Source organism: Pseudomonas sp. PDM19 (assembly GCF_014852215.1).
Classification (GTDB): Bacteria; Pseudomonadota; Gammaproteobacteria; order Pseudomonadales; family Pseudomonadaceae; genus Pseudomonas.
In genome coordinates this window covers 713488-740365 of sequence record NZ_JACVBG010000004.1, presented here as the reverse complement: position 1 = coordinate 740365, position 26878 = coordinate 713488, and the positions used below count along the sequence as shown (strand labels likewise).

Annotated in this window: 23 protein-coding genes; 8 read left to right on the top strand and 15 right to left on the bottom strand. The window is 65.6% G+C overall.

Going from position 1 to position 26878, the window contains the following annotated elements; genetic code table 11:
- The first annotated feature begins 153 nt into the window (after positions 1-153).
- Positions 154-570, top strand: a complete 417-nt coding sequence (mscL, locus tag IB273_RS25680; protein WP_045216609.1) for a large-conductance mechanosensitive channel protein MscL — start codon at positions 154-156, stop codon at positions 568-570.
- Positions 571-606: 36 nt separating this feature from the next.
- Here the strand turns inward: mscL and IB273_RS25675 are convergent, their stop codons facing one another.
- From IB273_RS25675 to IB273_RS25665, 3 genes are all read right to left on the bottom strand, one after another.
- Positions 607-2157 (bottom strand): TerC family protein, encoded by a 1551-nt coding sequence (locus IB273_RS25675; protein WP_192225338.1) that lies wholly within the window; start codon positions 2155-2157, stop codon positions 607-609.
- Between the two features lie 229 nt (positions 2158-2386).
- On the bottom strand, positions 2387-3163 hold the full coding sequence (locus IB273_RS25670; protein WP_081520067.1) for a ferredoxin--NADP reductase: 777 nt from the start codon (positions 3161-3163) through the stop codon (positions 2387-2389).
- Positions 3164-3283: 120 nt separating this feature from the next.
- Positions 3284-4276: a TRAP transporter substrate-binding protein gene (locus IB273_RS25665; RefSeq protein ID WP_192225337.1), complete on the bottom strand. Its 993-nt coding sequence runs from the start codon at positions 4274-4276 to the stop codon at positions 3284-3286.
- A 337-nt stretch (positions 4277-4613) separates the two neighbouring features.
- On the opposite strand from IB273_RS25665, the gene IB273_RS25660 reads away from it, so the two are divergent.
- Together IB273_RS25660 and IB273_RS25655 are read left to right on the top strand one after the other, a co-directional pair.
- The gene (locus IB273_RS25660) at positions 4614-5738 is read left to right on the top strand and encodes a methyltransferase (protein ID WP_192225336.1); all 1125 of its coding nucleotides are present in this window, start codon (positions 4614-4616) and stop codon (positions 5736-5738) included.
- 65 nt (positions 5739-5803) lie between these two features.
- Entirely contained in the window at positions 5804-6661 is an 858-nt protein-coding gene (locus tag IB273_RS25655; protein ID WP_225610273.1) for an alpha/beta fold hydrolase, read from the top strand.
- A 186-nt stretch (positions 6662-6847) separates the two neighbouring features.
- Here IB273_RS25655 and IB273_RS25650 read toward each other — a convergent pair whose 3' ends face one another.
- From IB273_RS25650 to IB273_RS25630, 5 genes are read right to left on the bottom strand one after another with little or no spacing between them, the layout of a single operon-like run.
- The gene (locus tag IB273_RS25650) at positions 6848-7414 is read right to left on the bottom strand and encodes an NTP transferase domain-containing protein (RefSeq protein ID WP_192225334.1); all 567 of its coding nucleotides are present in this window, start codon (positions 7412-7414) and stop codon (positions 6848-6850) included.
- A complete protein-coding gene (locus IB273_RS25645) occupies positions 7411-8382 on the bottom strand; it encodes an XdhC family protein (RefSeq protein WP_151188404.1) in 972 nt (323 codons plus the stop codon). The genes IB273_RS25650 and IB273_RS25645 overlap by 4 nt, the downstream gene beginning before the upstream one ends.
- A 3-nt stretch (positions 8383-8385) precedes the next feature.
- Positions 8386-9597 carry a cytochrome c gene (locus tag IB273_RS25640; RefSeq protein ID WP_192225333.1) on the bottom strand — a complete coding sequence of 404 codons (1212 nt, stop codon included), beginning with the start codon at positions 9595-9597 and terminating at the stop codon, positions 8386-8388.
- 2 nt (positions 9598-9599) lie between these two features.
- Positions 9600-10139: a (2Fe-2S)-binding protein gene (locus tag IB273_RS25635; protein WP_024764769.1), complete on the bottom strand. Its 540-nt coding sequence runs from the start codon at positions 10137-10139 to the stop codon at positions 9600-9602.
- Positions 10132-12963 carry a xanthine dehydrogenase family protein molybdopterin-binding subunit gene (locus IB273_RS25630; RefSeq protein WP_192225332.1) on the bottom strand — a complete coding sequence of 944 codons (2832 nt, stop codon included), beginning with the start codon at positions 12961-12963 and terminating at the stop codon, positions 10132-10134. The genes IB273_RS25635 and IB273_RS25630 overlap by 8 nt, the downstream gene beginning before the upstream one ends.
- A 321-nt stretch (positions 12964-13284) precedes the next feature.
- On the opposite strand from IB273_RS25630, the gene IB273_RS25625 reads away from it, so the two are divergent.
- Positions 13285-14496, top strand: a complete 1212-nt coding sequence (locus tag IB273_RS25625) for an MFS transporter (RefSeq protein WP_192225331.1) — start codon at positions 13285-13287, stop codon at positions 14494-14496.
- An 83-nt stretch (positions 14497-14579) separates the two neighbouring features.
- Here IB273_RS25625 and IB273_RS25620 read toward each other — a convergent pair whose 3' ends face one another.
- Genes IB273_RS25620 through IB273_RS25610 form a run of 3 tightly spaced genes read right to left on the bottom strand, consistent with a single transcriptional unit; the run spans position 14580 to position 17188 of the window.
- Entirely contained in the window at positions 14580-14729 is a 150-nt protein-coding gene (locus tag IB273_RS25620; RefSeq protein ID WP_192225330.1) for a DUF2474 domain-containing protein, read from the bottom strand.
- Positions 14730-14740: 11 nt separating this feature from the next.
- Complete coding sequence (gene cydB, locus IB273_RS25615) at positions 14741-15748, bottom strand: cytochrome d ubiquinol oxidase subunit II (protein ID WP_192225329.1); 1008 nt, start codon at positions 15746-15748, stop codon at positions 14741-14743.
- 3 nt (positions 15749-15751) lie between these two features.
- Positions 15752-17188: a cytochrome ubiquinol oxidase subunit I gene (locus IB273_RS25610; RefSeq protein ID WP_081520056.1), complete on the bottom strand. Its 1437-nt coding sequence runs from the start codon at positions 17186-17188 to the stop codon at positions 15752-15754.
- Between the two features lie 477 nt (positions 17189-17665).
- On the opposite strand from IB273_RS25610, the gene IB273_RS25605 reads away from it, so the two are divergent.
- From IB273_RS25605 to IB273_RS25595, 3 genes are all read left to right on the top strand, one after another.
- On the top strand, positions 17666-18445 hold the full coding sequence (locus IB273_RS25605) for a MetQ/NlpA family ABC transporter substrate-binding protein (RefSeq protein WP_081520055.1): 780 nt from the start codon (positions 17666-17668) through the stop codon (positions 18443-18445).
- 118 nt (positions 18446-18563) lie between these two features.
- The gene (locus tag IB273_RS25600) at positions 18564-19754 is read left to right on the top strand and encodes a trans-sulfuration enzyme family protein (RefSeq protein ID WP_192225328.1); all 1191 of its coding nucleotides are present in this window, start codon (positions 18564-18566) and stop codon (positions 19752-19754) included.
- A gap of 19 nt (positions 19755-19773) precedes the next feature.
- Complete coding sequence (locus tag IB273_RS25595; protein WP_192211213.1) at positions 19774-20751, top strand: sigma 54-interacting transcriptional regulator; 978 nt, start codon at positions 19774-19776, stop codon at positions 20749-20751.
- 68 nt (positions 20752-20819) lie between these two features.
- On the opposite strand, the gene IB273_RS25590 is transcribed toward IB273_RS25595, so the two are convergent.
- Positions 20820-21155 (bottom strand): hypothetical protein, encoded by a 336-nt coding sequence (locus IB273_RS25590; protein ID WP_015478994.1) that lies wholly within the window; start codon positions 21153-21155, stop codon positions 20820-20822.
- A 772-nt stretch (positions 21156-21927) separates the two neighbouring features.
- Between IB273_RS25590 and betT the strand changes: the two genes are divergently transcribed.
- The gene (gene betT, locus IB273_RS25585; protein ID WP_139791660.1) at positions 21928-23886 is read left to right on the top strand and encodes a choline BCCT transporter BetT; all 1959 of its coding nucleotides are present in this window, start codon (positions 21928-21930) and stop codon (positions 23884-23886) included.
- Positions 23887-23957: 71 nt separating this feature from the next.
- Here the strand turns inward: betT and IB273_RS25580 are convergent, their stop codons facing one another.
- The 3 genes from IB273_RS25580 to IB273_RS25570 all read right to left on the bottom strand — a co-directional run bounded on the left by IB273_RS25580 (position 23958) and on the right by IB273_RS25570 (position 26705).
- Positions 23958-24323 carry a type II toxin-antitoxin system VapC family toxin gene (locus IB273_RS25580; RefSeq protein WP_081520051.1) on the bottom strand — a complete coding sequence of 122 codons (366 nt, stop codon included), beginning with the start codon at positions 24321-24323 and terminating at the stop codon, positions 23958-23960.
- The gene (locus tag IB273_RS25575) at positions 24317-24532 is read right to left on the bottom strand and encodes a ribbon-helix-helix protein, CopG family (RefSeq protein ID WP_151188412.1); all 216 of its coding nucleotides are present in this window, start codon (positions 24530-24532) and stop codon (positions 24317-24319) included. Before IB273_RS25575 ends, IB273_RS25580 begins: the two co-directional genes overlap by 7 nt.
- A gap of 133 nt (positions 24533-24665) precedes the next feature.
- Positions 24666-26705, bottom strand: coding sequence for an OPT family oligopeptide transporter (locus IB273_RS25570; protein ID WP_192225327.1), 2040 nt, complete (start codon positions 26703-26705; stop codon positions 24666-24668).
- Between the last annotated feature and the right edge of the window lie 173 nt (positions 26706-26878).

Here is a 26878-nt window from a genome sequence, read left to right as displayed (position 1 = left end):
TGGATGGCTTGCCCGATAAGCCTAGACCACGGCGCGATGCCGCCCACCGCCGCCGGTCATACCGTTGGAATTGACCGCGCACGGGGTGTTCAGACGGCGACGGGCCGCTAAACTGCGCCTGTCCCCTCTTTTTGCGTAACAAGGAGTCTGTGCATGAGTCTGCTCAACGAATTCAAGGCCTTCGCGGTCAAGGGCAACGTGGTCGACATGGCCGTCGGTATCATCATCGGCGCGGCGTTCGGCAAGATCGTCTCGTCCTTCGTCGGTGACGTGATCATGCCGCCCATTGGCCTGCTGATCGGTGGCATGGACTTCTCCGACCTGGCGATCACGCTCAAGGCCGCCGAGGGCCAGACGCCGGCGGTGATGCTGGCCTACGGCAAATTCATTCAGACCTGCCTGGACTTCATCATCGTGGCCTTCGCCATCTTCATGGGCGTGAAGGCCATCAACAAACTCAAGCGTGAAGAGGCCGTGGAGCCCAGCGCCCCGCCGGTGCCGAGCGCTGAAGAAACCCTGCTGACCGAGATCCGCGACCTGCTCAAGCAGCAGAACAACCGCGCTCCTTGAGCAGATCGCTGACCGGGCCGGGGGCGGCCCCTGACGTCAGTCCGGCGGCGTCAGCAGCACGCGGCCAATGCGCCGCTCGCTGACGTCCGTCACTTCCAGGCGCCAGCCGCCCAGCTCCAGCGTGTCACCCTTGGCCGGCAAGCGGCCAAGGTGCTTGAGCGCCAGCCCGCCGAGGGTCTGGTACTCCGCCGTCGGGCGGGCGTGGAAGCCGACCCGCTCGGCCAGCGCCGACAGCGTTACGGCACCGTCCACCCGATAAGCGCCCTCCTCCGCCTCGATGTCCGTACCGGACACCTCGCTGGCGTCCGGCAGTTCACCGGCAATCGCCTCCAGCACGTCGGTCATGCTCAGCATGCCCTCGAAGCCACCGAACTCGTTGACCACGAAGGCCAGGTGGGTCGAGGCCTCGCGCATCAGCTCCAGCGCGCCCAGCACCGTACTGCTGTCCGGCAGGCTCAGCGGCTCGCGCAGCAGCGGCAGGATGTCCAGCTCACGGCCCTGCAGCAGGGCAGAGAACAGCTCCTTCTTGTGCACATAGCCCAGCGGCTCGTCGATGTTGCCTTCGCGGATCACCAGCAGGCGCGAGTAAGGCGACTCCAGCAGCGCGCGGCGGATGTTCTCCGGGCTGTCGGCTACGTCCACGCGGTGTACGCGCTGGCGGTCGATCATCACGGCCTTGACCGGACGCTCGGCCAGGCCCAGCACACCGCTGATCATCACCCGCTCACGGCGGTGGAACGGCGCGTCGCCGCCATCGTCCGGGCCCACCAGGTCGGCGATGTCTTCGCCCACTTCGTCGGCATCAACCTTGCCGCCCATCAGACGCAGCACGGCGTGGGCGGTCCGCTGGCGCAGGCCACGCTGGCCGCGCTGGCTCTTCTGGCGCTTCCAGCGCACCAGTTGGTTGGCCATCTCGATCAGCAGGCTGAAGCCGATGGCGGCATACAGGTAGCCTTTCGGAATGTGGAAGCCCAGGCCTTCGGCCGTCAGGCTGAAACCGATCATCAACAGGAAGCCCAGGCACAGCATGATCACCGTCGGGTGTTCGTTGACGAAGCGGGTCAGCGGCTTGCTGGCCACCATCATCAGGCCGATGGAGAAGATGACCGCGATCATCATCACTTCCAACTGCTCGACCATGCCCACGGCGGTGATCACCGCGTCGAGGGAGAACACCGCGTCCAGCACCACGATCTGCGCGACCACCGGCCAGAAGGCGGCGTAGACACGCTTGCCGTTGGAGGTGTGCACGCGGCCTTCGAGGCGTTCATGCAGCTCCAGCGTCGCCTTGAACAACAGGAACAGACCACCGAACAGCATGATCAGGTCGCGGCCGGAGAAGGACTTGCCAAACACCTCGATCAGCGGCTCGGTGAGCGTGACCAGCCAGGAAATGCTCGCCAGCAGGCCCAGGCGCATCAGCAGCGCCAGCGACAGGCCGATCAGCCGCGCGCGGTCGCGCAGGTGCGGCGGCAGCTTGTCCGCGAGGATCGCGATGAAGACCAGGTTATCGATGCCGAGCACCAGCTCGAGCAGGATCAGGGTGAGCAGGCCGAGCCAGGCCGTGGGGTCCATCAACCATTCCATGTCGAACGACCTCGCTGGGCGCGCGCCATGGCAGGCTGGGAAGGCTTATCCGCGAACGCGGGTGCCGGGGGAGGTTCGCCGAACGCCGGCTCTACAGGGGTAGCGACCGGGGCCGGCGTTGTACTTTGACTGTCCATAAGGTCCGAAAAAAGGGAAACGGACGCTTATCCTAAGGGCAAAGCCCTGCGGCCCTAAGGGGACAATCTTTTCAAAATCTATCGGGCCGAACTTACCAATAGTTTTCCACGGCGATCTGGCCGGGCTTGCGCGTCAGCGCCAGGCTCATGCCACGTGCCTTCAGCACGGCACGGGTGTCCTCGATCATCTGCGGGTTGCCGCAGAGCATCACCCGCGAATGTTCCGGGGTGAGCTCCAGACCGGCGGCGCGCTCCAGCTCGCCGTTCTCGATCAGCGTGGTGATCCGCGCGTTCAGGCAACCGGGCACCTGTTCGCGGGTGACCACCGGGATGAACTGCAGCTTGTGGATATGTTCGGCCAGATGCTCCATCGCGCCGAAGCTGGCAATCAGCTCGCGGTAGGCCAGTTCCTTTTCCTCGCGGGCGCTGTAGACCAGCTTGATGGTCTCGAAGCGCTCCCACACCTCGAAGTCCTGCAGGATCGACAGGAACGGCGCCAGGCCGGTGCCGGTGGAGAGCAGCCAGAGGTCGCGGCCATCGGGGAAACGGTCGAGGGTGAGGAAGCCGAAGGCCTGGCGATCCACCAGCAACTGGTCGCCGACGCGCAGGCGGCTGAGCTCGCTGGTGAATTCACCGCCGGGAACGACGATGGAGAAGAACTCGAGGAAGTCGTCGTGGGGCGCCGAAACCATCGAGTAGGCGCGCCAGACGATGCTGCCGCTGGGCTTGTACACGCCCAGGCGGGCGAACTGCCCGGCGCGGAAGCGGTAGCCGCTGTCGCGGGTGGTGCGCAGGGTGAACAGGCTCGGGGTGAGCGTCTGCACCTCCACCAGGGTCTGGCGGGTGAACTTCTCTTCGCTGGCGGTCATCGTCCGCTCCTTTGCAGGCAACGACCCATTTTCCCGTATTCCCGGCGCGAGAAACACCCGCAAGGCTTGTGGCTATCCGGTGAGATCGCCACAAGCCTGCTCTGGATCAGTCCCTGTGGATCAATGCTTGCGGTTCACCACCTGGGCGGCGCGCAGCACGTCGGAGCCGATCTCACCCTCGAACTGCTTCCACAGCGGCTGCATGGCGGTGCGCCAGGCTTCGCGCTCGGCCGGGGTCAGGGCGACGATGCGCGCCTTGCCGTTGGCGACGACGTGCTCGCGCTCCTTCTGGTTCAGCGCTTCGGCGTCCTTGTTCACCTCGACGGTGACTTCTTCGATGATGCTTTCCAGCTGGGTGCGCACCGGGTAGGGCATGCTGTTCCAGAACTTCTGGTTGCTGATCACCATGTAGCTGAGCACACCGTGGTTGGTCTCGGTGATGAACGGCTGGGCGCTGTCGAGCTTCTGGCTGCCGATGTTCGACCAGGTGTTCTCGGTGCCCTGCACCTTGCCGTCCTGCAGCGCCTTGAGGGTCTCGGCGAAGGGCATCTTCACCGCCGTGGCATCGAGCAGGCCGAACTGGGCGTTGATCACCGAAGACGGCTGGATGCGGAAGGCCAGGCCCTTGGCATCGGCCGGCGCGCGCAGTTCGCGGTTGGCCGAGAGCTGCTTCATGCCATTGTTCCAGTAGGCCAGGCCGTAGATGCCCGAGCGCGCCATGGAGTGCAGCAGTTCGCGGCTCTTGTCGCGCTTCTGGAAGCGCTTCACCGCTTCCAGGTCGTCGAACAGGAACGGCAGGTCGAAGACTTCCAGCTGCTTGGTGTAGCCCTCGAACTTCGACAGCGACGGCGCCAGCATCTGCACCTTGCCGTCCTGCAGCGCCTGCAGTTCGTCGGCATCGCCGAACAGCGTGGAGTTGGGGAACACCTCGACCTTCACCTGGCCGGCCAGGCGCTCTTCCACCAGTTTCTTGAACAGCAGCGCGCCACGGCCCTTGGGCGTTTCATCGGCGACGACGTGGGAGAACTTGATGACGATGGGCTCTTCGGCGAAGGCCGGTTGAGCCACGAGGAAAAGGGCGGACAAGGCCACCCCGAGCAACGACTGGTACATCGATATCCTTATGCAATGGCAATAGCCCGGCGCGCGAACGACTGTCGCGGGTCGAGGATTCGTGAAGACTTGGAAGAGTGGCCGTCGGTCGGCGGAGCGCAGCTCCGGGATCGGGCCCTACCGGGTCGCATGGACCGCCCGGTTATTATTGGGAAGCCGCCGCGCAGACGAAGGCGGGGCGGATAGGTCATAATTTTTCGGTATAACGCTGGCCCGCACAAGCCATTGCGAGTCAACCACGTCTCAATTTAATGACAAAATCGTTGCAATAGGCCACTACTCATTGCCAACGAAGCAGCACCTCTATCTCAGCCATTTCCGTCGTTTCGAGAGTCCCATGCCCGTCCTCGCCAGCCCCTTCGCCCAGCTCGACCTGGTCCGCCACCCCGAACAGCGCGAAGACCCGCTGCAAGCCTTCGATGCGGCCGACGAGTACCTGCTCGCGCATCTCCACGAGCAAGGCGTCGGCGCGGACAGCCGCGTGCTGGTGCTCAACGACAGCTTCGGCGCCCTCGCCGCCAGCCTCGTGCACCATGTGCGCCTGACCAGCAGCGGCGACTCGCACCTGGGCTTTATCGCCCTCGAGCGCAACCTCGAACGCAACGGCCTCACCGACGCGCCGCTGAGCTTCGTGCCCGCCAGCGAGACGCCGCAAGGCCCGTTCGATCACGTACTGATCCGCGTGCCCAAGACCCTCGCCCTGCTGGAGGAACAGCTGATCCGTCTGCACGACCAGCTCGCGCCGGGCGCCAAAGTCGTCGCCGCCGGCATGATCAAGCACCTGCCGCGTGCCGCCGGCGACCTGCTGGAAAAGTACATCGGCCCGATGCAGGCTTCGCTCGCCGTGAAGAAAGCCCGTCTGCTGGTGGCGACCGCCGAAGCGCGCCCCACGCCCTCCTCGCCCTACCCGAGTCGCTACCGCCTGGACAAACCGGCGCTGACGCTGCTGAACCACGCCAACGTGTTCTGCCGTGAAGGCCTGGACATCGGCACCCGCGCCTTCCTCCCGCACCTGCCGCAAGTGCACCACGCCGTGCGCGCGGCAGACCTGGGCTGCGGCAACGGCGTGCTGGGCATCGCCTTCGCGCTGCTCAATCCGCAGGCCGAACTGACGCTGGTGGACGAGTCGTATATGGCCGTGCAGTCCGCGCGGGAGAACTGGCAGGCCGCCCTGGGCGACCGCTCGGTGGACATCCACCCCGACGATGGCCTCGCCAGCCAGGCCGCCGACTCTCTGGACCTGATCCTGTGCAACCCGCCCTTCCACCAGCAGCAGGTGGTCGGCGACTTCCTCGCCTGGCGCATGTTCCAGCAGGCCCGCGCCGCGCTGGTCACCGGCGGCGAGCTGTGGATCGTCGGCAACCGCCACCTGGGCTACCACGCCAAGCTCAAGCGCCTGTTCCGCGGCGTCGAGCAGGTGGCGGAAAATCCGAAATTCGTGGTGCTGAAAGCGACCAAATAAGCGCTTGGGATTGCTCCGGCCGTCGTGCCGGAGCAGCATGGTTCGCCCCCACCCGGATGCGCGCCATGACCGCACAAGAAGCCGCCCTCCCTGAATTGATCCGTACCGCCGACGGCGTCGATCTCGCCCTGCGCCGCGTAGGCCCGGCGGACGGCGTACCGGTGGTGCTGACCCACGGCACCTTCTCCAACCACCGCAGCTGCCTGGGGCTCGCCAATTACCTGGGCAGCCAGGGCTTCGCCTGCTGGCTGTTCGACTGGCGCGGCCATGGCGATAGCGGGCGCAATGACTTCCTGCACAGCTTCGACGACGTGGCCGAGCAGGACGTGCCGGCAATTCTCGATGCCGTGAGCCAGTGCACCGGGCAAACCGCGCTGCACTGGGTCGGCCACTCCGGCGGCGGGCTGATCGTCTCGATGTGGGCGGCACACCATCCTGAGCTGGCGCAGCGCCGCCTGCGCTCACTGGTGCTGATCGGTTCCCAGGCCACGGCGGCCGGCGCCAGCCCGCGGCATTGGCTGGCGCTCCAGGCTTTCGACTGGATGCTGCGCTGGCGGCGCATCGCACCCAGCCGGGCGAAGAGCGTCGGCCCCGAAGCGGAGAGCGCCCGTTTGATGCGCCAGTGGTGCCAGTGGAATTTCCGGCGGCGCTTCGACTCGCTGGAAGGCTTCGACTATCTGGCCGGGCTGGGCGCTGTCGAGCTACCGGTGCTGGGCGTGGCGGGCAGCGGCGATACCTTTATCGCGCCGGTCGCCGGGTGCGAGGCGCTGGTTAAGGCCTTTGGTGGAGCGCAGGCGAAGCTGGAGCTGTTCGGGCTGGCGACGGGGGCGCGAGAGGACTACAACCACAACCGCCTGTTGCTGTCACGCAATGCCAGCCTGGAAGTCTGGCCGCGCATTGTTCAGTGGCTGGCGCAGCATTGATCCTTGTAGGGCGCATAACCTGGAACAGGTTATCCGCCGTTGGCCTATGCGGCGGATAACGCTGCGTGTTATTCGCCCTGCGCGGCTGAATCCTTGCGCCTTGGTGCCGCCGAGGTTCGCGAGCAATGACGATGGCGTCCCCCTCGCTGCTACAAGGGGAGCGCCGACGCTTGGCTGTAAACCCGATCAGGAACGGAGGGCGGCGGGGGTATCGACGTCGCGCAGCACGCCGGCATCGGCGACCTCCAGGGTGATACAGCGATCACGGTGCGCCTGCACCACCGTGCGGGCGCCTTCGTCGCCGGTGAGCTGTGTCAGCGCCGGCCAGAACTTGCGGCCGAACAGCACGGGGTGGCCACGCTGGCCTTCGTGAAGCGGGAAGAGAATGGTCGAGGCGCTCGCCGCGTCGGATAACGCCCGCAACGTTTGCGCGGCAATCCACGGCATGTCGCCGAGCAGGATGGCCACGGCCTCAGCCTGAGAGTCGCTCAGCGATGCCGCCCCAGCCGCCAGACTGTGCCCCATGCCGAGCGCCGCTTCCGGGCTGTGGATAACCCGGCAGCCGGCGGGCAGGCCGAAATCCTCCGCCCGCTCGCCGTCACGCAGCACCACCCGTACTTCATCGAACACCACCTGCGCGCGTTCGACGCTATGCGCCAGCAGGCTGCGCCCGTCGGGCAAGGTCGCGCGGCGCTTGTCCGCGCCGAAGCGCGAGCCCTGGCCGGCGGCCAGGACCAGCGCCACGAGCGTCACAGCGCCTCGCGGGCGATGCCGCTGCGGGTGCGCAGGATGTCGGCGAGCACGGCCAGGGCGATTTCCGCCGGGGTCTTGCTGCCGAGGTTGAGGCCGATGGGGGCATGCACGCGCGCCAGGTCAGCGTCGTTCAGGCCACCGATGCGGTGCAGGCGCTCGCGGCGCTTGTCGGACGTGGTGCGCGAGCCCATTACGCCGATGTAGAAGGCCTCGGTGCGCACGGCTTCGAGCATCGCCAGATCGTCGATCTTCGGGTCATGGGTCAGGGCGACCACCGCGGTGTCCGCGTGGCAGCCGCCGTTGGCGATGAAGATCGACGGCAGCTCGCGGCGGATTTCGATGCCGTCCAGCACCACGCCATCCAGCGCCTCTTCGCGGGGATCACAGAGAATCACCTCGAAGCCCAGGCCCTTGCCGAATTCCGCGCAGAAGTGCGCGACGCTGGAGTAACCCGCCAGCAGCAAGCGCTGCGCAGCACCGACGCGCAGACGCACGCGGGCTTCGTCGCGTTCGACCCGCGGGCCGTGCTCGTGGTCGTCGCTCAGGCGGCGACTGCCGTCCTGCAGGTTCACTTCGCGCAGCAGGCGGCGCTGGCCGAGCAGCGCCGATTCCAGTTCGCGCAGGTGGGCCTGCACGTCGCAATCGGGCGCGAGGTTCTCCACCAGTACGTCGAGAATGCCGCCGCAGGGCAGGCGGATGTTCGTGCGGGTATCGGTGCCGTCGCCGTAGCGCACGACGACTACCGGCTCGCTGAACTCGCCCTCGGCGACGCGTTCGAGGAAGTCATCCTCGACGCAGCCCCCGGAGAGCGAACCCACCCACTGGCCGCTGGCGTTGACCGCCAGCAGCGAGCCCGGGGCGCGGGGCGCCGAGCCGTAGGTGAAGAGCACGCTGCACAGCCACACGCGCTGCCCGGCGTTGGACCACTGGAGCGCCTGCCGGACTACTTGCAGATCGAGATGCTGCACGACTCACTCCGCCTTGAGTTGAGCGACCTGTTGTACGCCCATGTCACCCGGCAAGCCACCCCAGGCCTGACGCAGGTAGTTGATCAGGTCGGTGAGCTGCTCGTCATTGAGCTTGTCAGCGAAGCCCGGCATTGGTTGCATGCGCTCGAAGCCGGTGAACTGCTGCTCGCGGATGCCCTCGACAATGACCTTGGCCAGGTTGCGCGAATCGGCCAGGCGCAGGGTGGTGTTGCCCTGCATGGCCACGGCGATGTGCGGCTTGCCCTCGCCGTCGTTGCCGTGACAGCCGGCGCAGACGTTGAGGTACTGCTGGCGGCCGCGCTTGGCGCTGTCGCTGAGCTTGTCCTCGGTCACGGCCTGGACCACCTTGGCCTGCGGCGGCTGTTCGCCGAGCAGGTAGGTGGACATGGCAGCGAGGTCCTCGTCAGCCAGGTGCTGGGTGCTCAGGTGCATCACCGGGAACATCTCGTTGAACATGCTGCCCTGCGGGCTCATGCCGTGCTTGAGGAAGCCGGTGAGGTCGGCACTGGTCCAGCCGCGCTCGGCCAGGTCCTGGGCCAGCAGGCTCGGGGCGCTGTAGCCGTTGAGCAGGCCGCCGGTGAGGCGCTTGTCCTGCTGCAGGGCGCCGATCTGGTTACGCGGGGTGTGGCACTCGCCACAGTGGCCGAGCACTTCCACCAGGTATTGCCCGCGCTGGTACGCCGCGCTCTTGCCCTCGGCATTCTCCAGCTGGACGCTCTTGCCGTAGAGCATGTTCCAGCCCAACAGCCCCATGCGCACGTTGAACGGGAAGCTCAGGCTGGTTTCGGGCGCGGCGCGGTGCACTGGCGTCTGGCTCATCAGGTAGGCATAGAGGGCATCGCTGTCCTCGCGCTTGATGAGGTGGTACGAGGTGTAGGGCATGGCCGGGTAGAGATTGGCCCCATCCTTGCGCTTGCCTTGGGTGACGGCGGCGAAGAAGTCGTCGGCGCTGTAGTTGCCGATGCCGAACTCCTTGTCCGGGGTGATGTTGCTGCCGTAGATGGTGCCGAACGGTGAGTGGATCGGCAGGCCGCCGGCGAACGGCGCGCCGCCCTCGGCGGTGTGGCAGGCCATGCAGTCGGCGGCGCGGGAGACGTACTCGCCGCGCTTGATCAGGTCCTGGTCGGCCGCCTGGGCAGCGACCGCAAGACCGAGGCCGGCAGCCAGCGTGAGGCCGGAAAGAATGCGCTGCATGCTTAGCCCTCCTTGACCAGGCCGAGATCGGTCAGCACTTCACGGGTAGCGTCGTAGTAACGCACGTACCCGGTGCAGCGACAGATGTGGTGGCCGAGGCTCGCCTCGATGGTCGATTCCAGTTCGCTCTTCTTCAGCGGCTGGCGCTGGGCCTTTTCCACCAGCACGGTGGCGGCGTTGACGAAGCCCGGTGCGCAGTAGCTGCACTGGAAGGCGAAGCGGTCGACGAACTTCTGCTGGATCGGGTTCAGTTCCTTCACCGAACCGTCTTCCTCACGCTTGGCGTGGCCCTCGATGGTGCGCACCTTCTTGCCTTCGAAGTAGTGCGCGCCGGTGATGCAGGTGCGCACTTCCTCGCTGGTGCCGTCGGGGTTGTCGACGATCACCACGCAGGCATGGCAGATGCCCTGGCCGCAGCCCAGGCGCGAACCGGTGAGGTTCTGGTATTCGTGCAGGTAGTCGATCATCGGCAGGTCCTCGGGAACCTCGACCGGGCCGACGGTTTGACCATTCAAGGTCAGGTTGAGCGGACGGTTAGCCATGGAGGGCCTCCTTGATGCGAGCGGGGGTGATGGGCAGGTCGCGGACACGCTTGCCGATGGCGTGGGCCACGGCGTTGCTGATGGCGCCGACCACCGGGATCATCACCACTTCGGCGATGCCCTTGGACGGGTCGCTGGGCGAGAGCGGCGGAAGGATTTCCGAGCTCTGCTGCCAGACGGCCACGTCCTTCGCCTTCGGGAGACGGTAGCGGTTGAAGTTCCAGTCGCCCTCGCCCGGGCCACCTTCGTACAGCGGCATGTCTTCGAGCAGCGCATGGCCGATGCCCATGGCGGTGCCGCCTTCGATCTGCCCTTTCACCAGTTCCGGCACCAGCACGCGGCCGCACTCGATCCAGCTGTGGTGGTTGAGCACGCTGACTTCGCCGTTGCCCTTATTCACCTTCAGTTCGACGATGGTCGCCACCGGGCTGTAGTAGGTCACCGCGGCGTTGTTCAACTGCACCGGCGGATAGGCCACGTTCTGGCGGTCCAGCAGGTGGAAGCCGGCGCTGTTCATCTGCGCCTTCTTCACGCCGGGAGCGCCGTCGCCGTATTTCACGGCCAGGGCGTCCAGCGGCAGGCGGTCGCGCACGCCGTCGATGACATAGTCGCACTCTGCCCAGCTCCAGCGGTTGAAGCCGTGGACGGTGGCACCGGTGACCAGGCCCTTGTCGTGGGCCACCTGGGCCAGTTCGGCGAACGACAGCGGCTGCAGGCCGTTGGCGGTGAGCTTGCCGTCGACCCAGTGGGCGTCTTCGCGGCGCACCACCAGCGGGTTGGCCGCGCCGTTGAACGGGCCGCGACGCCAGATTTCCAGGGCCGCCGGCCACAGGCCGTGGTTGAACAGCACGCGCGCCGCTTCACGGGTGGCGTGGCTGAAGTAGTAGGCCGAGTTGGTCGCCGACGACGCCGAAGCGTACTTGCCGACCCAGCGCGGGTTGCGCAGCTTCTCGTCCTGGGTGGGCTGGCTCATGGTGTAGGGATCTTCGCCGCTGAGCAGCTGAAGTTCCGGCCACTCGGTCTCGGCGGTCTTCATCTCGTCCGCCGGTTTGCCGAGGAAGTCGGCCACCACCAGCGCCTGGGAGGTGGACATGCCGGTGCCGATCTCGATGCCGATATGGCGCATGTGCACCTTGCCCTCGGCATCGAACTCGATGCTCGCCATGGGCGCTTCGGAACCGGTGCCGAAGTCCTTCTGGCAGATGGCGAAGCCAACGCCGTACCAGTGATCCGGGTCTTTGGCGTCCATCTCTTTCTTGCGCGCGTCGCGAGTCTTCCACCACTCGTGGGCGGCAGCCTTGTCGAGGATCTCGTGCAGGCGCAGGGCGCCGGCAGGAATCGCGCCCTGGGTGTTCTTCATGCCGGACTTGAGCGCGTTGACGCGGCGCAGCTCGATGGCGTCTACGCCCAGGCGACCGGCGATCTCGTCCACCATCATCTCGGTGGCGGCCATGCTCTGCAGGGTGCCGTAGCCACGCATGGAACCGGCCTCGACGGCGCGGGAATGGTAGGCGGTCACCTGCAGGTCGTTCTGCGGCATGTAGTAGATCGACTGCGCAGCGGTGGCGCCTACGGCGGCCACGGACGGGCTGTAGTTGGTGCGGCCGCCGCCGTCCACGCTCATCTCGGTGCGGAAGATCTTGAAGGTCATGTCCTTCTTGTCCACCGCCAGCTGGTAGCGAATGTCGAACGGGTGACGCTTGATGCCGCTCTGGAACTGCTCGTAGCGGTCATTGGCCAGGCGCACCGGTACACCGTTGCCGTACAGCGCAGCCAGGGCCGCGTAGTAGACGAAGATGTTGTGGTCCTTGGAACCGTAACCCACGGTGTAGCCGGGGTGCATGTTCAGCTTGGCCAGGCCGAAGCGCGACGGGGCGATCATGTGCGCCGTCTCGAAGGCGGCTTCGAACGGGCACTGGGTGGCGACCACGAAGTGCAGCGTTTTGCTCGCCGGGTCGTACCAGCCGTTGCCGTTGTCCGGCTCCATGGCGGCCGGCTCGATGGAGGGGGTCTTGTAGCGTTCGTCGAAGACCAGCCAGTTCTCCGGCGGGTTGTCGATCTGCTCCTTGATCTTCTGCGCGTAGAACAGGCCCTGCTCGGTGAGATCACCGTGCTGGTTGGGCTGCTGGTTCCACACCGGTTTGCGCTCGCGGATCATCGGGAAGAGGATCGAGTCCTTGAGGCTGGAGAACTCGTCCGGATCGGCCGAGGTTGCGCCGCCGACGCGCACATAGCGGAAGCTGCCGTAGGGATCGCCCTGGTACAGCGGGGCCTGCGCGCCGTAGCGGATCGCCTTGTCGTTGAACTTCATCTTCAGCTTGGCCTGACGGAAGCGCTCGAAGTCATTCCAGATCAGGATGGCCACCGGGTGGCCGATGAACATCGGCACCTTGCCGCGCGGCAGCAGCGGGTCCGGGGCGTGGGCTTCGGGGAAGACGATGCCGTCCTTGTCCAGGTCCTCGGCGGTGACGATGCGGTCGGGCTGCAGCTCGGCGCCCAGCCAGGCAAGGTCAATGCCGTCGAAGATGCGGTCGGCCTTGATGGTCTTGAGCAGCATGGCGTGGCCCTGCTGCTGCGGCCAGCCGGGCATGTCCTTGGAACGGATGTCGCGGGCGAACACCTTGTTTCCGCAGACCTTGGACAGCGCGTCGTTACGGAAACGCGCCTTGCCGTCGTGGCCCATCCACTGCTGGGGGGAGACGGTGACGGAGTTTTCCATCAGGGCAGCGAAAGCCCGGCTGCCGAGCGGCGCCATGGTCACGCTGACACCGGCAATCAGCCCGCCTTGGAGGAAGGCGCGCCGGGAAATATCACGGTTGGACATGGTTCATCCTCTGGACGGTGAAGGCCCGCCCATGTCGTTTTTTCTGTGCTGGAGAGAGTTCGGAGGGCGCGGAATCGCGGGCGCCTCGGGGATGGCGCCGAAGGAAAGATCCTGCAGGAAAACCTGACTCTTCTGTCAACTTTAACGCACCTCAATAGTGCGAAGCAAAGTCAATCGGGCGGCTTGTCGCGGCGATGAAAATTTTAGTCGACCGGTCGAGACTATTCGCCAATTGCGGGTTTCGCCGACGACAGGCGCAAAAGTGTTACAGCGTGCTACGCTGCGCAGCCCTTGCTTAGCCCCCTAACGAAAGCACTTTCCATGACCGCCGAAGCCACGTCCCTGCTGCGTCACCGCCCCTTCCTCGCCTTCTGGCTCGCGCGCGTCTGCACCGCCAGCGCCTTCCAGATGATCACCGTGGCCATCGGCTGGCACATCTACGAGCTGACCCACAACGTGCTTGACCTGGGCCTGGTGGGCTTGGTGGAGTTCACCCCGCGCGTGCTGTTCATGCTGCACACCGGCCACGTCGCCGACCGCTACGACCGCCGGCGCATCGCCTCGCTGTGCCAGATCGGCCAGGGCCTGATCGCTGTCGCGCTGGTGATTGGCGCCAGCACCGACAACGTGACCCGCGAGATGATCTTCGTGATGGCCTTCCTGCTGGGCACCGCACGGGCCTTCGAGATGCCGACCACCCAGGCGCTGCTGCCGAACATCGTGCCCACTGCGCTGTTCCCCCGCGCCGTGGCGGCGTCCGCCTCGGCGATGCAGGCGGCGACCATTGCGGCGCCGGCCTTCGGCGGTTTCCTTTATGCCTTCGGCGCCTTCTGGGTCTACACGCCCACCGCGGTGCTGTACTTCATCGCCTGCGCCCTGGTGCTCACCCTGCCCAAGCGCCAGGCGCCGGCAGCGCAGGGCAAGGCGACCCTGGAATCGCTGCTGGCCGGCATTCGCTTCATCCGCAGCCGCCCGGACATCTTTGGTGCCATCTCCCTGGACCTGTTCGCCGTGCTGCTGGGCGGCGCCACCGCGCTGCTACCGGTGTTTGCCAAGGACATCCTGCTCACCGGTCCCTGGGGCCTGGGCCTGTTGCGTTCGGCCCCGGCGGTGGGCGCGCTGCTGATGTCGTTCTGGCTGGCGCGCTTCCCCATCGAGCGCAATGTCGGGCGGATCATGTTCCTCGCCGTCGGTATCTTCGGCGTCGCCACCATCGCCTTCGGCCTGTCGACCTCCTTCTGGTTCTCCCTGGCGGTGCTGGTAGTGCTGGGTGCGGCGGACATGATCAGCATGGTCATCCGGGGCGCCTTCGTGCAGCTGGAAACCCCGGACGAGATGCGCGGTCGGGTCAGCGCGGTAAACGGCCTGTTCATCGGTGCCTCGAACCAACTGGGCGAGTTCGAGTCCGGCCTCACCGCCCACTGGCTCGGCACCGTGCCGGCGGTGGTGCTCGGCGGCGTCGGCACGCTGGTCGTCACTGGCGCATGGATGAAACTGTTCCCCACCCTGGCCAAGCGCGACAAATTGCACTGAAAAAAATCCCCCGCTGGAAGCACCAGCGAGGGATGTGGGAACGGGCGCTGCGAGCAGCGCCCGGATGGGATCGATTGCGCGAACTAGTGCGGTGTGCCCAGCCCCGCCGCGCTCATGAACAGGCGCATCAGCCAGGCCGCGATACCCAGGCCGGTGACGCTCAGCGCCCAGATCAGCACCAGCCAGCCCAGCCGCTTGCGCAGCGGCGCCTTCTGCTGTTCCTCGTGAGTCATGCTGCGCACCTCTAGTGGTAGCCGTCGCCGTGCTTCACCTTGCCGCGGAACACGTAGTAGCTCCACGCGGTGTAGACGAGGATGAAGGGGATGATGAACAACGCGCCCACCAGCATGAAGCCCAGGCTCTGCGGCGGCGCCGCGGCGTCCCAGATCGACATCGACGGCGGGATGATGTTCGGCCACAGGCTGATGCCCAGCCCGCTGTAGCCGAGGAAGATCAGCGCCAGGGTGAGCAGGAACGGCTTCACGTGGTCATTGCGCGCCACCGAGCGCAGCAGGCCGTAGAAGGTCAGCAGCACCAGCAGCGGCACCGGCAGGAACCAGAACAGGTTCGGCAGGCTGAACCAGCGATGGGCGATGTCCTCGTGGGCCAGCGGGGTCCACAGGCTGACGATGCCGATCACTGCCAGCAGCACCAGCGCCAGTGGCCTGGCCAGGTCATGCATGCGTTCCTGCAGGCGGCCTTCGGTCTTCATGATCAGCCAGGTGCAGCCCAGCAGGCTGTAGGCGACCACCAGGCCGAGGCCACAGAACAGCGGGAACGGCGCCAGCCAGTCCAGCGAGCCGCCGGCGAAGGCACGGTTTTCCACCGGGATACCTTCGATGAAAGCACCCAGCGCCACGCCCTGGAAGAAGGTCGCCACCAGCGAGCCGATGATGAACGACTTGTCCCACAGGTGACGCTTGTTCGCCCGCGCCTTGAAGCGGAACTCGAAGGCCACGCCGCGGAAGATCAGCCCGACGAGCATCAGGATCAGCGGCAGGTACAGCGCCGAGAGCACGGCCGAATAGGCCACCGGGAAGGCGCCGAACAACGCCGCGCCGCCCAGCACCAGCCAGGTCTCGTTGCCGTCCCAGACCGGCGCGACGGTGTTCATCATCACGTCGCGGTCGCCTTCGTCCTTGAAGAACGGGTAGAGCATGCCTATCCCCAGGTCGAACCCGTCCATCACCACGTACATCATCACGCCGAAGATGATGATGATCGCCCAGATCAGCGGAAGATCGATTCCCATGGCTCAGTTCCTCCCCGCGTCAGTGCTGTCATCGTCGTCAAACCCCTCTTCGGTGGCCGACAGCGGCCGCGCAGCGGTACGTTTCTGGCCGGCGCCGCCATGGCTGGTCTCGCGGCCTTCGTGGGTGACCGGGCCCTTGCGCACCAGGCGCATCATGTAGCCGATGCCCACGCCGAACAGGCTGAAGTACACCAGCACGAACATCACCAGGGTCAGGCTCATCTGCGCGACGCTGTGGTTGGACACCGCGTCCGAGGTGCGCATCAGCCCGTAGACGACCCAAGGCTGACGACCAATCTCGGTGGTGAACCAGCCGGCGAGGATCGCGATCAGGCCGGACGGTCCCATCCACAACACCAGATGGAGGAACGCGCGGTTCTCGAACAGCCGCTTGCGCCAGCGCAGCCAGACGCTCCACAGGCCCACCAGGATCATCAGCAGCCCCAGGCCGACCATGATGCGGAACGACCAGAAGATGATGGTGGAGTTGGGCCGGTCGGCTTTCGGGAAGTCCTTCAGCGCCGGGATCGGCTCGGTCAGGCTGTGGTTCAGGATCAGGCTGCCGAGGACCGGGATTTCGATCTTGAAGCGGGTTTCCTCGCGCTCCATGTCCGGCCAGCCGACCAGTATCAGCGGCGTCGGGCCGCCTTCGCTGTTGTCCCAGTGGCCTTCGATGGCGGCGATCTTCGCCGGCTGGTGCTTGAGGGTGTTCAGACCGTGGGCGTCACCCACCATGGCCTGGATCGGCGCGACGATCAGCGCCATCCACATAGCCATCGAAAGCATCTTGCGGATCGCCGGGTTGTCGCGGCCGCGCAGCAGGTGCCAGGCCGCCGAGGCGCCGACGAAGAAGGCGGTGGCGACGAACGAGGCGATCGCCATGTGCAGCAGGCGATAGGGGAACGACGGGTTGAAGATGATCGCCAGCCAGTCCACCGGCACCACGATGCCGTTGACGATCTCGTGGCCCTGCGGGGTCTGCATCCAGCTGTTGGAGGCGAGAATCCAGAAGGTGGAGATCAGCGTGCCGATCGCCACCATCACCGTGGCGAAGAAGTGCAGGCCCGGGCCGACGCGGTGCCAGCCGAAGAGCATGACGCCGAGGAAGCCGGCTTCGAGGAAGAACGCCGTGAGCACCTCATAGGTCAGCAGCGGGCCGGTGACGCTCCCGGCGAAGGCCGAGAAGGCGCTCCAGTTGGTGCCGAACTGGTAGGCCATGACGAGGCCGGAGACCACGCCCATGCCGAAATTGACGGCGAAGATCTTCGACCAGAAGTGATAGAGGTCGCGGTAGACCTCCTCGTTGGTCTTCAGCCACAGGCCCTCGAGCACCGCCAGGTAGCTGGCGAGGCCGATGGTGATGGCGGGGAAGATGATGTGGAAGGACACGGTAAAGGCGAACTGGATCCGGGCCAGGTCGAGCGCCTCTAATCCGAACATGACGATTCCTCTTCAGGCTGACGCCAACCCCACGGAAGGGTCGGGCACCGTACCTTGCGCATGCGCAGGGCGTTCTTGCGTGATGTCTGTGTTTCCAATGACTCAGTTTCGAGCCACCGATCTGGCGTCGGTTCGGGTTCTTTTTGCCGCTCAATCAGAATGGACCACCATCTGCATTGACGCCGCTCAAGAAACTGCATCGATCTTACGCGCCCGGCGGACGGTGGCTGGAGTGGTGGGTTGCCGCGCGACGGGGTGTCGCGCGACAGCTTGTCTCAGGCCTCACCCGCACAAGCCGTATGAACAAAATCGAATATGAAAATGAAAAATTAATATTTTATTGGAATAACAAGACCGGGTAACTTTCGCTGCAACCGCTGCCGAGTGAGCCGCGGAAAAAGAATCCACCGCCCGTACGAAGGCCCCATCCCGGCCGGCCCGGACGCCAGCGGTCATCTGCCCCACAAGGACATCGCAATGAAAAAGCTGCTGCTTCTGACCGCCCTCGCCGCTGCCTTCAGCACCACTGCCTTCGCCAACGAAAAGCTGGTTGTCGCTGCAACGCCGATCCCCCACGCCGAGATCCTCGAGCTGATCAAGCCGACCCTGGCCAAGGAAGGCGTGGACCTGGAGATCAAGGTCTTCACCGACTACGTACAGCCCAACGTGCAGGTTGCCGAGAAGCGCCTGGACGCCAACTACTTCCAGACCAAGCCGTACCTGGACAACTTCAACTCCGGCAAGGGCACCAACCTGGTCACCGTGACCGGCGTGCACGTCGAGCCCTTCGGCGGCTACTCGAAGAAGTACAAGTCCATCGACCAGCTGCCTGACGGCGCGACCGTCGCCATCCCCAACGAAGGCAGCAACAGCGGCCGCGCCCTGCTCCTGCTGCAGAAGGCCGGCGTGATCAAGCTCAAGGACCCGAGCAACGCCCTGGCCACCCCGAAAGACATCGCCGAGAACCCCAAGCACCTGAAGTTCAAGGAACTGGAATCGGCCCTGCTGCCGCGCGTGCTGGACCAGGTCGACCTGGACCTGATCAACACCAACTACGCGCTGGAAGCCAAGCTCAACCCGGTGAAGGACGCGCTGATCCTCGAAGACCGCAACTCGCCCTACGTGAACTACCTGGTGGCGCGCCCGGACAACAAGGACAGCGATGCCCTGAAGAAACTCTCCGCCGCCCTGACCAGCCCGGAAGTCAAAGCCTTCATCGAGAAGAAGTACAACGGCGCCGTGGTGCCGGCCTTCTGATCCGTCGCCCGGCCGCTGGCCGGGCGCAACGACTCCCACGCTGGGCGCGCCTTGAGCGCACCCGCTTCGACGCCGGTGGGCAGGTTCCACCGGCGTTTTTCTTATCCCAGGACTTGCCATGAGCGACCACGCCAAAGGCCCCTCCACCCGCGCCGTGCATGCCGGCCACGATGCCGACCGGCGCATGGTCACCCGCGCCAAGAGCCAGCCGATCTACCAGAGCTCGGTGTTCGTCTACGACTCGCTGGAACAGGTCGACGACTTCCTCGCCGGCAACCCCGACAACTACATGTACACGCGCATCGGCAACCCCAACCACAGCGCCGTGGAAGAGCTGCTGCGCGAACTGGAAGGCGGCGAGGACGCGCTGTTCTCCGCTTCCGGCATGGCGGCCATCTCCGCCGCGCTGCTGGGCGTGCTCGGCGCCGGCGATCACCTGATCGCCAGCCGCGAGCTGTACGGCACCACCCAGAGCCTGATCGAGAAGGAGCTGACGCGCTTCGGCATCGCCTCCAGCCTGCTCGACCTCAATGACCTGGCGGCAGTGGAAGCGGCGATCACCCCGACCACGAAGCTGATCTACACCGAAACCGCCTCCAACCCGCTGGTACGCGTCAGCAACATCCCGGCGCTGGCCGAGCTTGCCCACCGCCACGGTCTCAAGCTGCTGGTGGACAACACCTTCCTCTCGCCAGTGCTCTACCAGCCGCTGCGCGATGGCGCCGACCTGGTGATCCACAGCACCACCAAGTACCTCAATGGCCACAGCGACGCCATGGGCGGCGCACTGGTCGGCGATGCGCAGTGGATCGCCGCCGCGCGACGCTTCCAGATCAACGCCGGCGGCAGCGCCAGCCCCTTCGAGAGCTGGCTGAATTTCCGCGGTGCCAAGACCCTGGCCCTGCGCATGAAGGCCCACTCGCAGAACGCCCAGGCGCTGGCCGAAGCCCTCGAAGCGCACCCGCAGGTGGCCCGCGTGTTCTATCCCGGCCTGCCCTCGCATCCGGACTTCGAGCTGGCGCAGAGGCTGTTCCACAAGGGCCACTCGGGCATGTTGAGCTTCACCCTGAAGGGCGGTCTCGACCAGGTCGACACATTGATCGGCGAGCTGCGCCTGGCCGCTTTCGCGCCGTCGCTGGCCGGCGTCGCCAGCAGCATCACCCACCCCGGCAAGACCTCGCACCGCGCGCTGTCCGCCGAGGCCCTGACCGCGCTGGACATCCACGACGGCACCATCCGTGTGTCGGTCGGCATCGAGGACAGCGAGGACATCGTCCGTGACTTCCTGCAGGCGCTGGACGCGCTGTAAGAGCAGAAGGAGATACCCCATGAATGCACCCCACGCGCCGCTGCCGCTGCTGACCTTCCCCGACGCCGACAAGAGCCCGCTGAGCATCCGCGCCAAGGCGCTGGTGTTCTTCGACCCGCGCTCCCATGAAGTGCGCGACGAGGTGGAGCGCCTGGCGCCGTTGCCGCAACCGGTGCTGATCCACGGCGAGACCGGCACCGGCAAGGAGCTGCTGGCCCGCCACATCCACCGCGCCAGCGAACGGCCCGGGCTGTTCGTCGCGGTAAGTTGCAGCGCGCTGAGCCGCAACTACGCCGACGCCGAGCTGTTCGGCTACGCGCCGGGCGCGCACAACGGTCCGGTGGGCAGCCGCGCCGGCTGGTTCGGCTCGGCCAACGGCGGCACGCTGTACCTGGACGAGATCGCCGACCTGCCGCTGTCGCTGCAACAGAAACTGCTGCGCGTGCTGCAGGAGCGCGAAGTGCTGCGCGTCGGCGCGCGCGAGCCGGTGCCAGTGGACGTGCGCCTGGTCGCCGCCACCAGCATCGACCTGGGGCAGGCGGTGAAAGCGGGGAAATTCCTCGAAGGGCTGCAGCAGTACCTGCACGACGGCAACCTCACGCTGCCGCCGTTGCGCGAACGCATCGGCGATATCCAGCCGCTGGCCGAGTACTTCCTCGGCGTGCATGCGCAACGTCTGGAACTGCCGGTGCCGCAGATCGCCACGGATACGCAGCGGGCACTGGAAGGTTATTCGTGGCCGGGGAATATCCGCGAACTGGAGAACGTCATCCACTTCGCCCTGCTGGTCAGCCCGGACGAGGAGATACGCCCGGAGCACCTGAACTTTTCAGGCGGCGTGGCGGGGTCAGGCGGCGTAGCAGGGTCAGGCGGCGCGGCCGGAACTGGCGGGGAAACGCAGGTAAGCGAAGAGGCGCTGGGGCGTCTGCTGCGCCAGCCCGGCGTCGAAGCGCAGCTGCGTGCGCTATTGCAACGCCTGGAGCACGAGCGCGGCTGAGTCACCGCGCTGTAGTCGCCAGCGCGACCCGAAGGGCCGCGCACGGGCGACTGCATGCAACTGGGGTGTTACTTGGTAGCGGTGTTCGAGTGAGCGACCACCGGGGTGCACGACGGGTTGGTCAGCTTGGCCGGATCGGTCAGCAGGCCCGGCATCATGCGCGAGGTGCAGTTGAACACGCGGCCTTTGGTGGTGGTGGCGACGTAGGAGAGTTCCTGGCCACCCAGAGCGTCCGGCTGACCGGCTTTGACGTCGCTGACAACCAGCTCGTCGGAGGAAGCCAGACCGATCATCTGGGCGGTAGCGGCTTGCAGCGGAACGATGGCCTGGTTGGTGGTCATGGTCTGGCAACCGGCCAGCGAAGCGAAGAGTGCAGTGGCAATGGCGATGCGTTTGAAGTCCATCTCGAGATGCTCCCTGTTGGTGGTTTTTTGTCCTGCCGGGGGAGACTAACGGAATCAGCAAGTCAATCGCCATAGCCGTTTCACATGTTTTTCACGAAAAATTGCACACCCGTTCAAGTTTCCGGACTGGAACCCGCTCTATTCCGGTAACTGTGCTATGCGGAGAACTGTTTCACCGGCCTGACAGCCGGTAAACGTGGCAAAGCCACGAGTGGCGCTGAACCGTTTCACCTTTCGCGACGAACGGTCGCAGTGAAAGGCTTTGCCGAGTTGCAGGTCGGCAGGAGGGAATCCTGAGCAAAGAGTCAAAATAAGGTCGATTCCCCGCAAATATCGAAAAAATCAGTCCCATCGACCAGATCAATACCCCTCATCAAGACCATTCACTTCTTTTCGTCACAATCTTCAGGGAAAATGGCTATCAGGCGGTCGGGACCCATTTTCCCCGGCGCCATTGGAGACTATCGTGACCAGCTTTGCCGCTCTTGCTAACTTCTTCGCCGCCACCGCATTCCTGACCGCGCCCGCGAAGGCCGACCCGGAACGCCGTGAGATCCGTGAGGCGAAAAAGAACCGCCGCAAGTAAAGCAGTACCCGCTCCGCTCGGCCCTCGACCAGGGCCGGCGGCGGGACCACCGGTCCCGCTGATTGGCCTTTTCGGGCTCAATCGTGTTTTCATTGAATGCTTGTTCAAGGAAAATTTCGAGGGACCCCGCCCGTTTTGTCCGTTGCACAATCCTCCCCGTCCGTAACGCCCTCCCCCGCCATGCGCATGAACCCACCGGTCTTCTACGGTGCGGCCGCGCTGATCCTCATCTTCGCCCTCACCGTCATCGCCCAGCCACAACGGGCCGGTGAATGGCTGCTCGCCGCGCAGTCCTGGGCCGCCGACAGCGTCGGCTGGTACTACCTGCTGGCGATGACGCTGTACCTGATCTTCGTGGTGGTCACCGCGCTTTCCGGCTACGGAAAGATCAAGCTCGGTGCCGACCACGACGAGCCGGAATTCAGCTACCTGTCCTGGGCCGGCATGCTGTTCGCCGCCGGCATCAGCATCACCCTGTTCTTCTTCTGCGTGTCCGAGCCGCTGACCCACTTCGCCCAGCCGCCCCAGGGCGAGGCCGGCACGCCGGAAGCGGCGCGCCAGGCCATGCAGCTGCTGTTCCTGCACTGGGGCCTGCACGGCTGGGGCGTGTTCGCCCTGGTAGCAATGGCGCTGGCCTACTTCGCCTACCGTCACAACCTGCCGCTGGCGCTGCGTTCCGCGCTCTACCCGCTGATCGGCAAGCGCATCAATGGCCCCATCGGCTACACCGTGGATTGCTTCGGCATCATCGCCACGGTATTCGGCCTGGGTGCGGACATGGGCTTCGGCGTGCTGCAGCTCAACGCCGGCCTCGACTTCCTTTTCGGCATCGCCCACAGCCATCCGGTGCAGATGACGCTGATCGCGCTGATGATGGGCGCAGCCATCCTGGTCGCCGTGTCGGGCGTCGACAAGGGCATCCGCCTGCTGTCGGACATCAACATGCTGCTGGCCTGCGCGCTGCTGCTCTTCGTGCTGTTCGCCGGCCCTACGCAACACCTGCTCAACACCCTGGTGCAGAACATCGGCGACTACCTCGGCGCCCTGCCGACCAAGAGCTTCGACCTCTACGCCTACGGCAAGGATGGCAGCGACTGGCTGGGTGGCTGGACGGTGTTCTACTGGGCCTGGTGGATCGCCTGGGCGCCCTTCGTCGGCCTGTTCATCGCGCGCATCTCGCGTGGGCGGACGATTCGCGAGTTCGTCTTCGGCGTGCTGTTCATTCCGCTGGGTTTCACCCTGGCGTGGATGTCGATCTTCGGCAACAGCGCCCTGGACCAGGTGCTCAACCATGGCTTCAGCGAGCTGGGCCGCGTTGCCATCAGCGATCCGTCCATGGCGCTCTACCAGATGCTGCAGAATTATCCGGCCAGCCGCGTGGTGATCGCGGTGACGGTGCTGGTCAGCTTCGTCTTCTTTGTCACCTCGGCGGACTCCGGCACCGTGGTGCTCTCCACCCTCTCCGCCCACGGCGGCAGCGCCGACGACGACGGCCCGAAGTGGCTGCGGGTGTTCTGGGGCGTGGCCACCGCGCTGGTGACCGGCGGCCTGCTGTTCGCCGGCAGCATCGATGCGCTCAAGTCAGCGGTGGTACTGACCTCGCTGCCCTTCTCGCTGATCCTGCTGCTGATGATGTGGGGCCTGCACAAGGCCTTCTACCTGGAGTCCCAGCGCCAGCGCGCGCGCACCCATTCTCTGGCACCGCCGCCCTCGGCCAAGCCCGGCGGCTGGAAGCGGCGCATCTCCCAGGCTGTGCACTTCCCCACCCGCGACGAGGTGTACCGCTACATGGTCGACGTGGTCAGCCCGGCGATCGCCGAAGTTTCCGAAGTGTTCCGCGAGAAGGGCCTGCAGGTCGATTCCGACCTGGACCTGAGCAACCTGGAAATTGGCCTGGAGATCGGCCACGGCGCGCAGCATCCGTTCCTCTACCAGGTCTCGATGCGCGGCTACTTCACCCCGTCCTTCGCCCGCGCCGGCATGGGCGGCCTGCACCTGAAGAACCGCCGCTATTTCCGCGCCGAAGTGCACCTTTCCGAAGGCAGCCAGGACTACGACCTGATGGGCTACAGCAAGGAGCAGATCATCAACGACATGCTCGACCAGTACGAGCGGCACCTGCAGTTCCTGCACCTGGTGCGCTGAACTCGGAGCCCCCTGCAGGAGCGGGCCATGCCCGCGATCGCGCCCATGGGGCGCTCCTACGGGGGGGCTCGTTACAACTGATAAGGCAACCGCACTCCCGGCTCACGCTCGTCGAAATCCTTCACGTTACGCGTCACCAGCAGCCGGCCTTCGACTTCCGCCGAGGCCTTGATGACCGCGTCCGGCAGCTTCACCCGCAGACGCTGGCGCACCTCCACCGCCCGCTGGGCGATGCGCTCGTCCAGCGCCAGCAGCGTGAAGCTGGAGAGAAAGGCGCGGGTGGCCGCTTCGGTCTGCGGCGTGGCGCCGATCAGTACTTCCATCCAGGTGATGATGCTGATGGCGCGGTCGCTGTAGAGCGCCAGCTCATCGCGGGCCTGCACATGGCCGTTGAGATAGTCGATAAGGATGTTGGTGTCGAACAGGACCTTCACCATTCCTCGCGCACCTTCTCCTGATACGCCAGGCCGTCCACCTGATTCTCCTGCCACAGACCGAAAGCCGCGTCAGCGTCCGCCTGCGCGTGGTTGACCAGGTACTCGGCGATGGCCTCGCGAATGACCGAGGCACGGGATTGCTGCTGGCGTTCGCTGATGTCATTCAGGCGTTCCAGGTATTCAACGGGGATATCCACCAGGGTGCGCATGAGAGCCTCCGAAATCTGATATCGGCATCATATATCATCCGACCAAACGAGATGCCGTCCGGCGACGAACAAGCGAAAGCTCCGACAACGAAAAAGGCGCCCGCAGGCGCCTTTTTCGCATCATGGCGAAGGATCAGCCGCGGGTGCCGGTCAACACCTTGCGGTAGAACAGCACGCAGATCGCCACGAACACCACCAGGCCCAGCCACTGCGCAGTGTCCTCGAAGCCGTCGCCGACCAGCGCCAGCGGCGTGGCCGAGCCGGTGGTGCCGATGATGGCGGCGAGCAGGATGCCCATCAGGCTCTCGCCGACGATCAGGCCCGAAGCCAGCAGTACACCCCGGCGCTTGGGCTCGTCGGAGAACTCCTCCACATCCTTGCCGGCGGCTACCGCGCGCTTGGCCAGGGCAGTTTCCAGCAACCAGCCGATCACGGCGCCGACCACCAGGGTCATGCCGATGGTCGGCGGCAGGTAGATGCCCAGGCCAACGGCGAGCACCGGCAGGCTGGCCTTGCCGGTGCGGCGCAGCAGCACGTCCACCAGGATCAGCGCGATGCCCAGCGCCACGCCGATGAGGATCATGTTCCAGTTCAGCGCATTGTGGAAAATGCCGCTGGCAATCGCCGTCATCAGCGTCGCCTGCGGCGCGGCCAGCGCGGCGTTCGGGTCCATGCCCTCGCGCGGCAGGGCGCCGGTGAAGCCGTAGGCGTTGAACAGCAGCTCCAGCACCGGCGGGATCACCAGGGCGCCGACCAGACAGCCGACGATCAGCGCCACCTGCTGGCGCCACGGGGTCGCGCCGACCAGGTAACCGGTCTTCAGGTCCTGCAGGTTGTCGTTGGAAATCGCCGCGATGGCGATCACCACCGAGGTGGTGAACAGCGCCAGGGCGATGGCCAGCTTGCCGCCCTGCTGGTCGAGGAAGCCGGTTTCCAGCGAGCCAACGCCGAGGATCAGCAACGACACCAGGATCACCGCGATGATGCCGATACCGGAGATCGGGCTGCTCGACGAGCCCACCAGGCCGGCCATGTAGCCGCAGGCAGCGGCAATCAGGAAGCCGAAGAAGAAGGCGAAGATCACGCAGACCGCCACCAGGCCCCAGAAGCCGAAGCCGTGCAGGTCCGGCGCGGCCTCGCCGAGGAAGTAGGAGAACACCACGAACAGCGCCAGCAACAGCACACCGGCGATGGTAACGATCCACTTCGCCGACAGGTCCTGCTCGGTGCGCAGGTCGCTCACCTCACCACGCCCGCGCACGGCACTGAGCGACGACCAGACGCCCTGCACCATGGGCTTGAACAGCGTGGCCAGGGTCCACAGCGCGGCAATACCGATGGTGCCGGCGCCGAGGAAGCGCACCTGGCTGCTCCACAGTTTGGTGGCCAGCTCCGGCAGGCTCTGCCCGGCGGCCAGCACGCTGTTCACCGAGAGCAGCGGCACGGCCACACCCCAGGCGATGACCACGCCAATCAGGATGGCGATGCCGGCGGTGATGCCCATCAGGTAGCCGGCGCCCACCAGCGCGAGCGAGAAGCCAGTGGACAGGCGGAACGCCGCCTGCCCGGCGGTGAGCCAGAAGCTGAAGCCTTCGGCGAGCACCTTGAAACCACTGCTGAGCAGGCTGAACGCGGCAGCGACCACGCCACCGGCGAGGATGTCACGCAGGCCCGGGCCACCGGCTTTCGCGGGCTTGCCAGCCTTTTCCTCTTCCTCGTCCTGGCTGCCGACGCGCAGGATCTCCGCCGCCGCCACGCCCTCGGGGTACGGCAGGTTGCTCTGCACTACCATCACCCGACGCAGCGGGATGGTGTAGAGCACGCCGAGGATGCCGCCGATGGAGCAGATGGCGGCGGTCTGCCAGAACGGGAAGCCGCTCCAGTAGCCGATCATCAAGAGGCCGGGAAGTATGAAGATGATCGAGGACAGGGTGCCGGCCGCCGAGGCCTGGGTCTGCACCATGTTGTTCTCGAGAATGTTGGAGCCGGAGAAGTAGCGCAGCACGGCCATGGAAATGACCGCCGCAGGGATCGACGAGGCGAAGGTCAGGCCGACCTTGAGGCCGAGGTACACATTGGAAGCGGTGAACACCACGGTAATCAGCGCGCCGAGGATCAGGCCTCGAACCGTCAGCTCGGCGAGGTTGGACTCGTCCGGAATCCGTTCTTGCATGTAGGCAATCTCTTTATGAAGCGAAACTGCCAAAGCGTAGGACAGTGCGCCATCCACCGCGACCCAGAATGGCGACGAATGCGGTCTGCGGTGCGGCTTTGTTGCCGCAAGTCACGGGGATGGCAGGAAATTCGCCGCCGTAGGAGCGCCCTGTAGGAGCGAGCTTGCGCGCG

What these genes read in the sequence shown, in the direction of transcription:
- IB273_RS25665 (WP_192225337.1), bottom strand. Translation starts at nt 4,276, where the DNA reads ATGTACCAGTCGTTGCTCGGGGTGGCCTTGTCCGCCCTTTTCCTCGTG.
- IB273_RS25630 (WP_192225332.1), bottom strand. Translation starts at nt 12,963, where the DNA reads ATGTCCAACCGTGATATTTCCCGGCGCGCCTTCCTCCAAGGCGGGCTG.
- IB273_RS25570 (WP_192225327.1), bottom strand. Translation starts at nt 26,705, where the DNA reads ATGCAAGAACGGATTCCGGACGAGTCCAACCTCGCCGAGCTGACGGTT.
- IB273_RS25595 (WP_192211213.1), top strand. Translation starts at nt 19,774, where the DNA reads ATGAATGCACCCCACGCGCCGCTGCCGCTGCTGACCTTCCCCGACGCC.
- IB273_RS25655 (WP_225610273.1), top strand. Translation starts at nt 5,804, where the DNA reads ATGACCGCACAAGAAGCCGCCCTCCCTGAATTGATCCGTACCGCCGAC.
- IB273_RS25670 (WP_081520067.1), bottom strand. Translation starts at nt 3,163, where the DNA reads ATGACCGCCAGCGAAGAGAAGTTCACCCGCCAGACCCTGGTGGAGGTG.
- mscL (WP_045216609.1), top strand. Translation starts at nt 154, where the DNA reads ATGAGTCTGCTCAACGAATTCAAGGCCTTCGCGGTCAAGGGCAACGTG.
- IB273_RS25590 (WP_015478994.1), bottom strand. Translation starts at nt 21,155, where the DNA reads ATGGACTTCAAACGCATCGCCATTGCCACTGCACTCTTCGCTTCGCTG.
- IB273_RS25605 (WP_081520055.1), top strand. Translation starts at nt 17,666, where the DNA reads ATGAAAAAGCTGCTGCTTCTGACCGCCCTCGCCGCTGCCTTCAGCACC.
- IB273_RS25625 (WP_192225331.1), top strand. Translation starts at nt 13,285, where the DNA reads ATGACCGCCGAAGCCACGTCCCTGCTGCGTCACCGCCCCTTCCTCGCC.
- IB273_RS25620 (WP_192225330.1), bottom strand. Translation starts at nt 14,729, where the DNA reads ATGACTCACGAGGAACAGCAGAAGGCGCCGCTGCGCAAGCGGCTGGGC.
- IB273_RS25600 (WP_192225328.1), top strand. Translation starts at nt 18,564, where the DNA reads ATGAGCGACCACGCCAAAGGCCCCTCCACCCGCGCCGTGCATGCCGGC.
- IB273_RS25580 (WP_081520051.1), bottom strand. Translation starts at nt 24,323, where the DNA reads ATGGTGAAGGTCCTGTTCGACACCAACATCCTTATCGACTATCTCAAC.
- IB273_RS25635 (WP_024764769.1), bottom strand. Translation starts at nt 10,139, where the DNA reads ATGGCTAACCGTCCGCTCAACCTGACCTTGAATGGTCAAACCGTCGGC.
- IB273_RS25640 (WP_192225333.1), bottom strand. Translation starts at nt 9,597, where the DNA reads ATGCAGCGCATTCTTTCCGGCCTCACGCTGGCTGCCGGCCTCGGTCTT.
- cydB (WP_192225329.1), bottom strand. Translation starts at nt 15,748, where the DNA reads ATGGGAATCGATCTTCCGCTGATCTGGGCGATCATCATCATCTTCGGC.
- betT (WP_139791660.1), top strand. Translation starts at nt 21,928, where the DNA reads ATGAACCCACCGGTCTTCTACGGTGCGGCCGCGCTGATCCTCATCTTC.
- IB273_RS25575 (WP_151188412.1), bottom strand. Translation starts at nt 24,532, where the DNA reads ATGCGCACCCTGGTGGATATCCCCGTTGAATACCTGGAACGCCTGAAT.
- IB273_RS25660 (WP_192225336.1), top strand. Translation starts at nt 4,614, where the DNA reads ATGCCCGTCCTCGCCAGCCCCTTCGCCCAGCTCGACCTGGTCCGCCAC.
- IB273_RS25610 (WP_081520056.1), bottom strand. Translation starts at nt 17,188, where the DNA reads ATGTTCGGATTAGAGGCGCTCGACCTGGCCCGGATCCAGTTCGCCTTT.
- IB273_RS25675 (WP_192225338.1), bottom strand. Translation starts at nt 2,157, where the DNA reads ATGGAATGGTTGATGGACCCCACGGCCTGGCTCGGCCTGCTCACCCTG.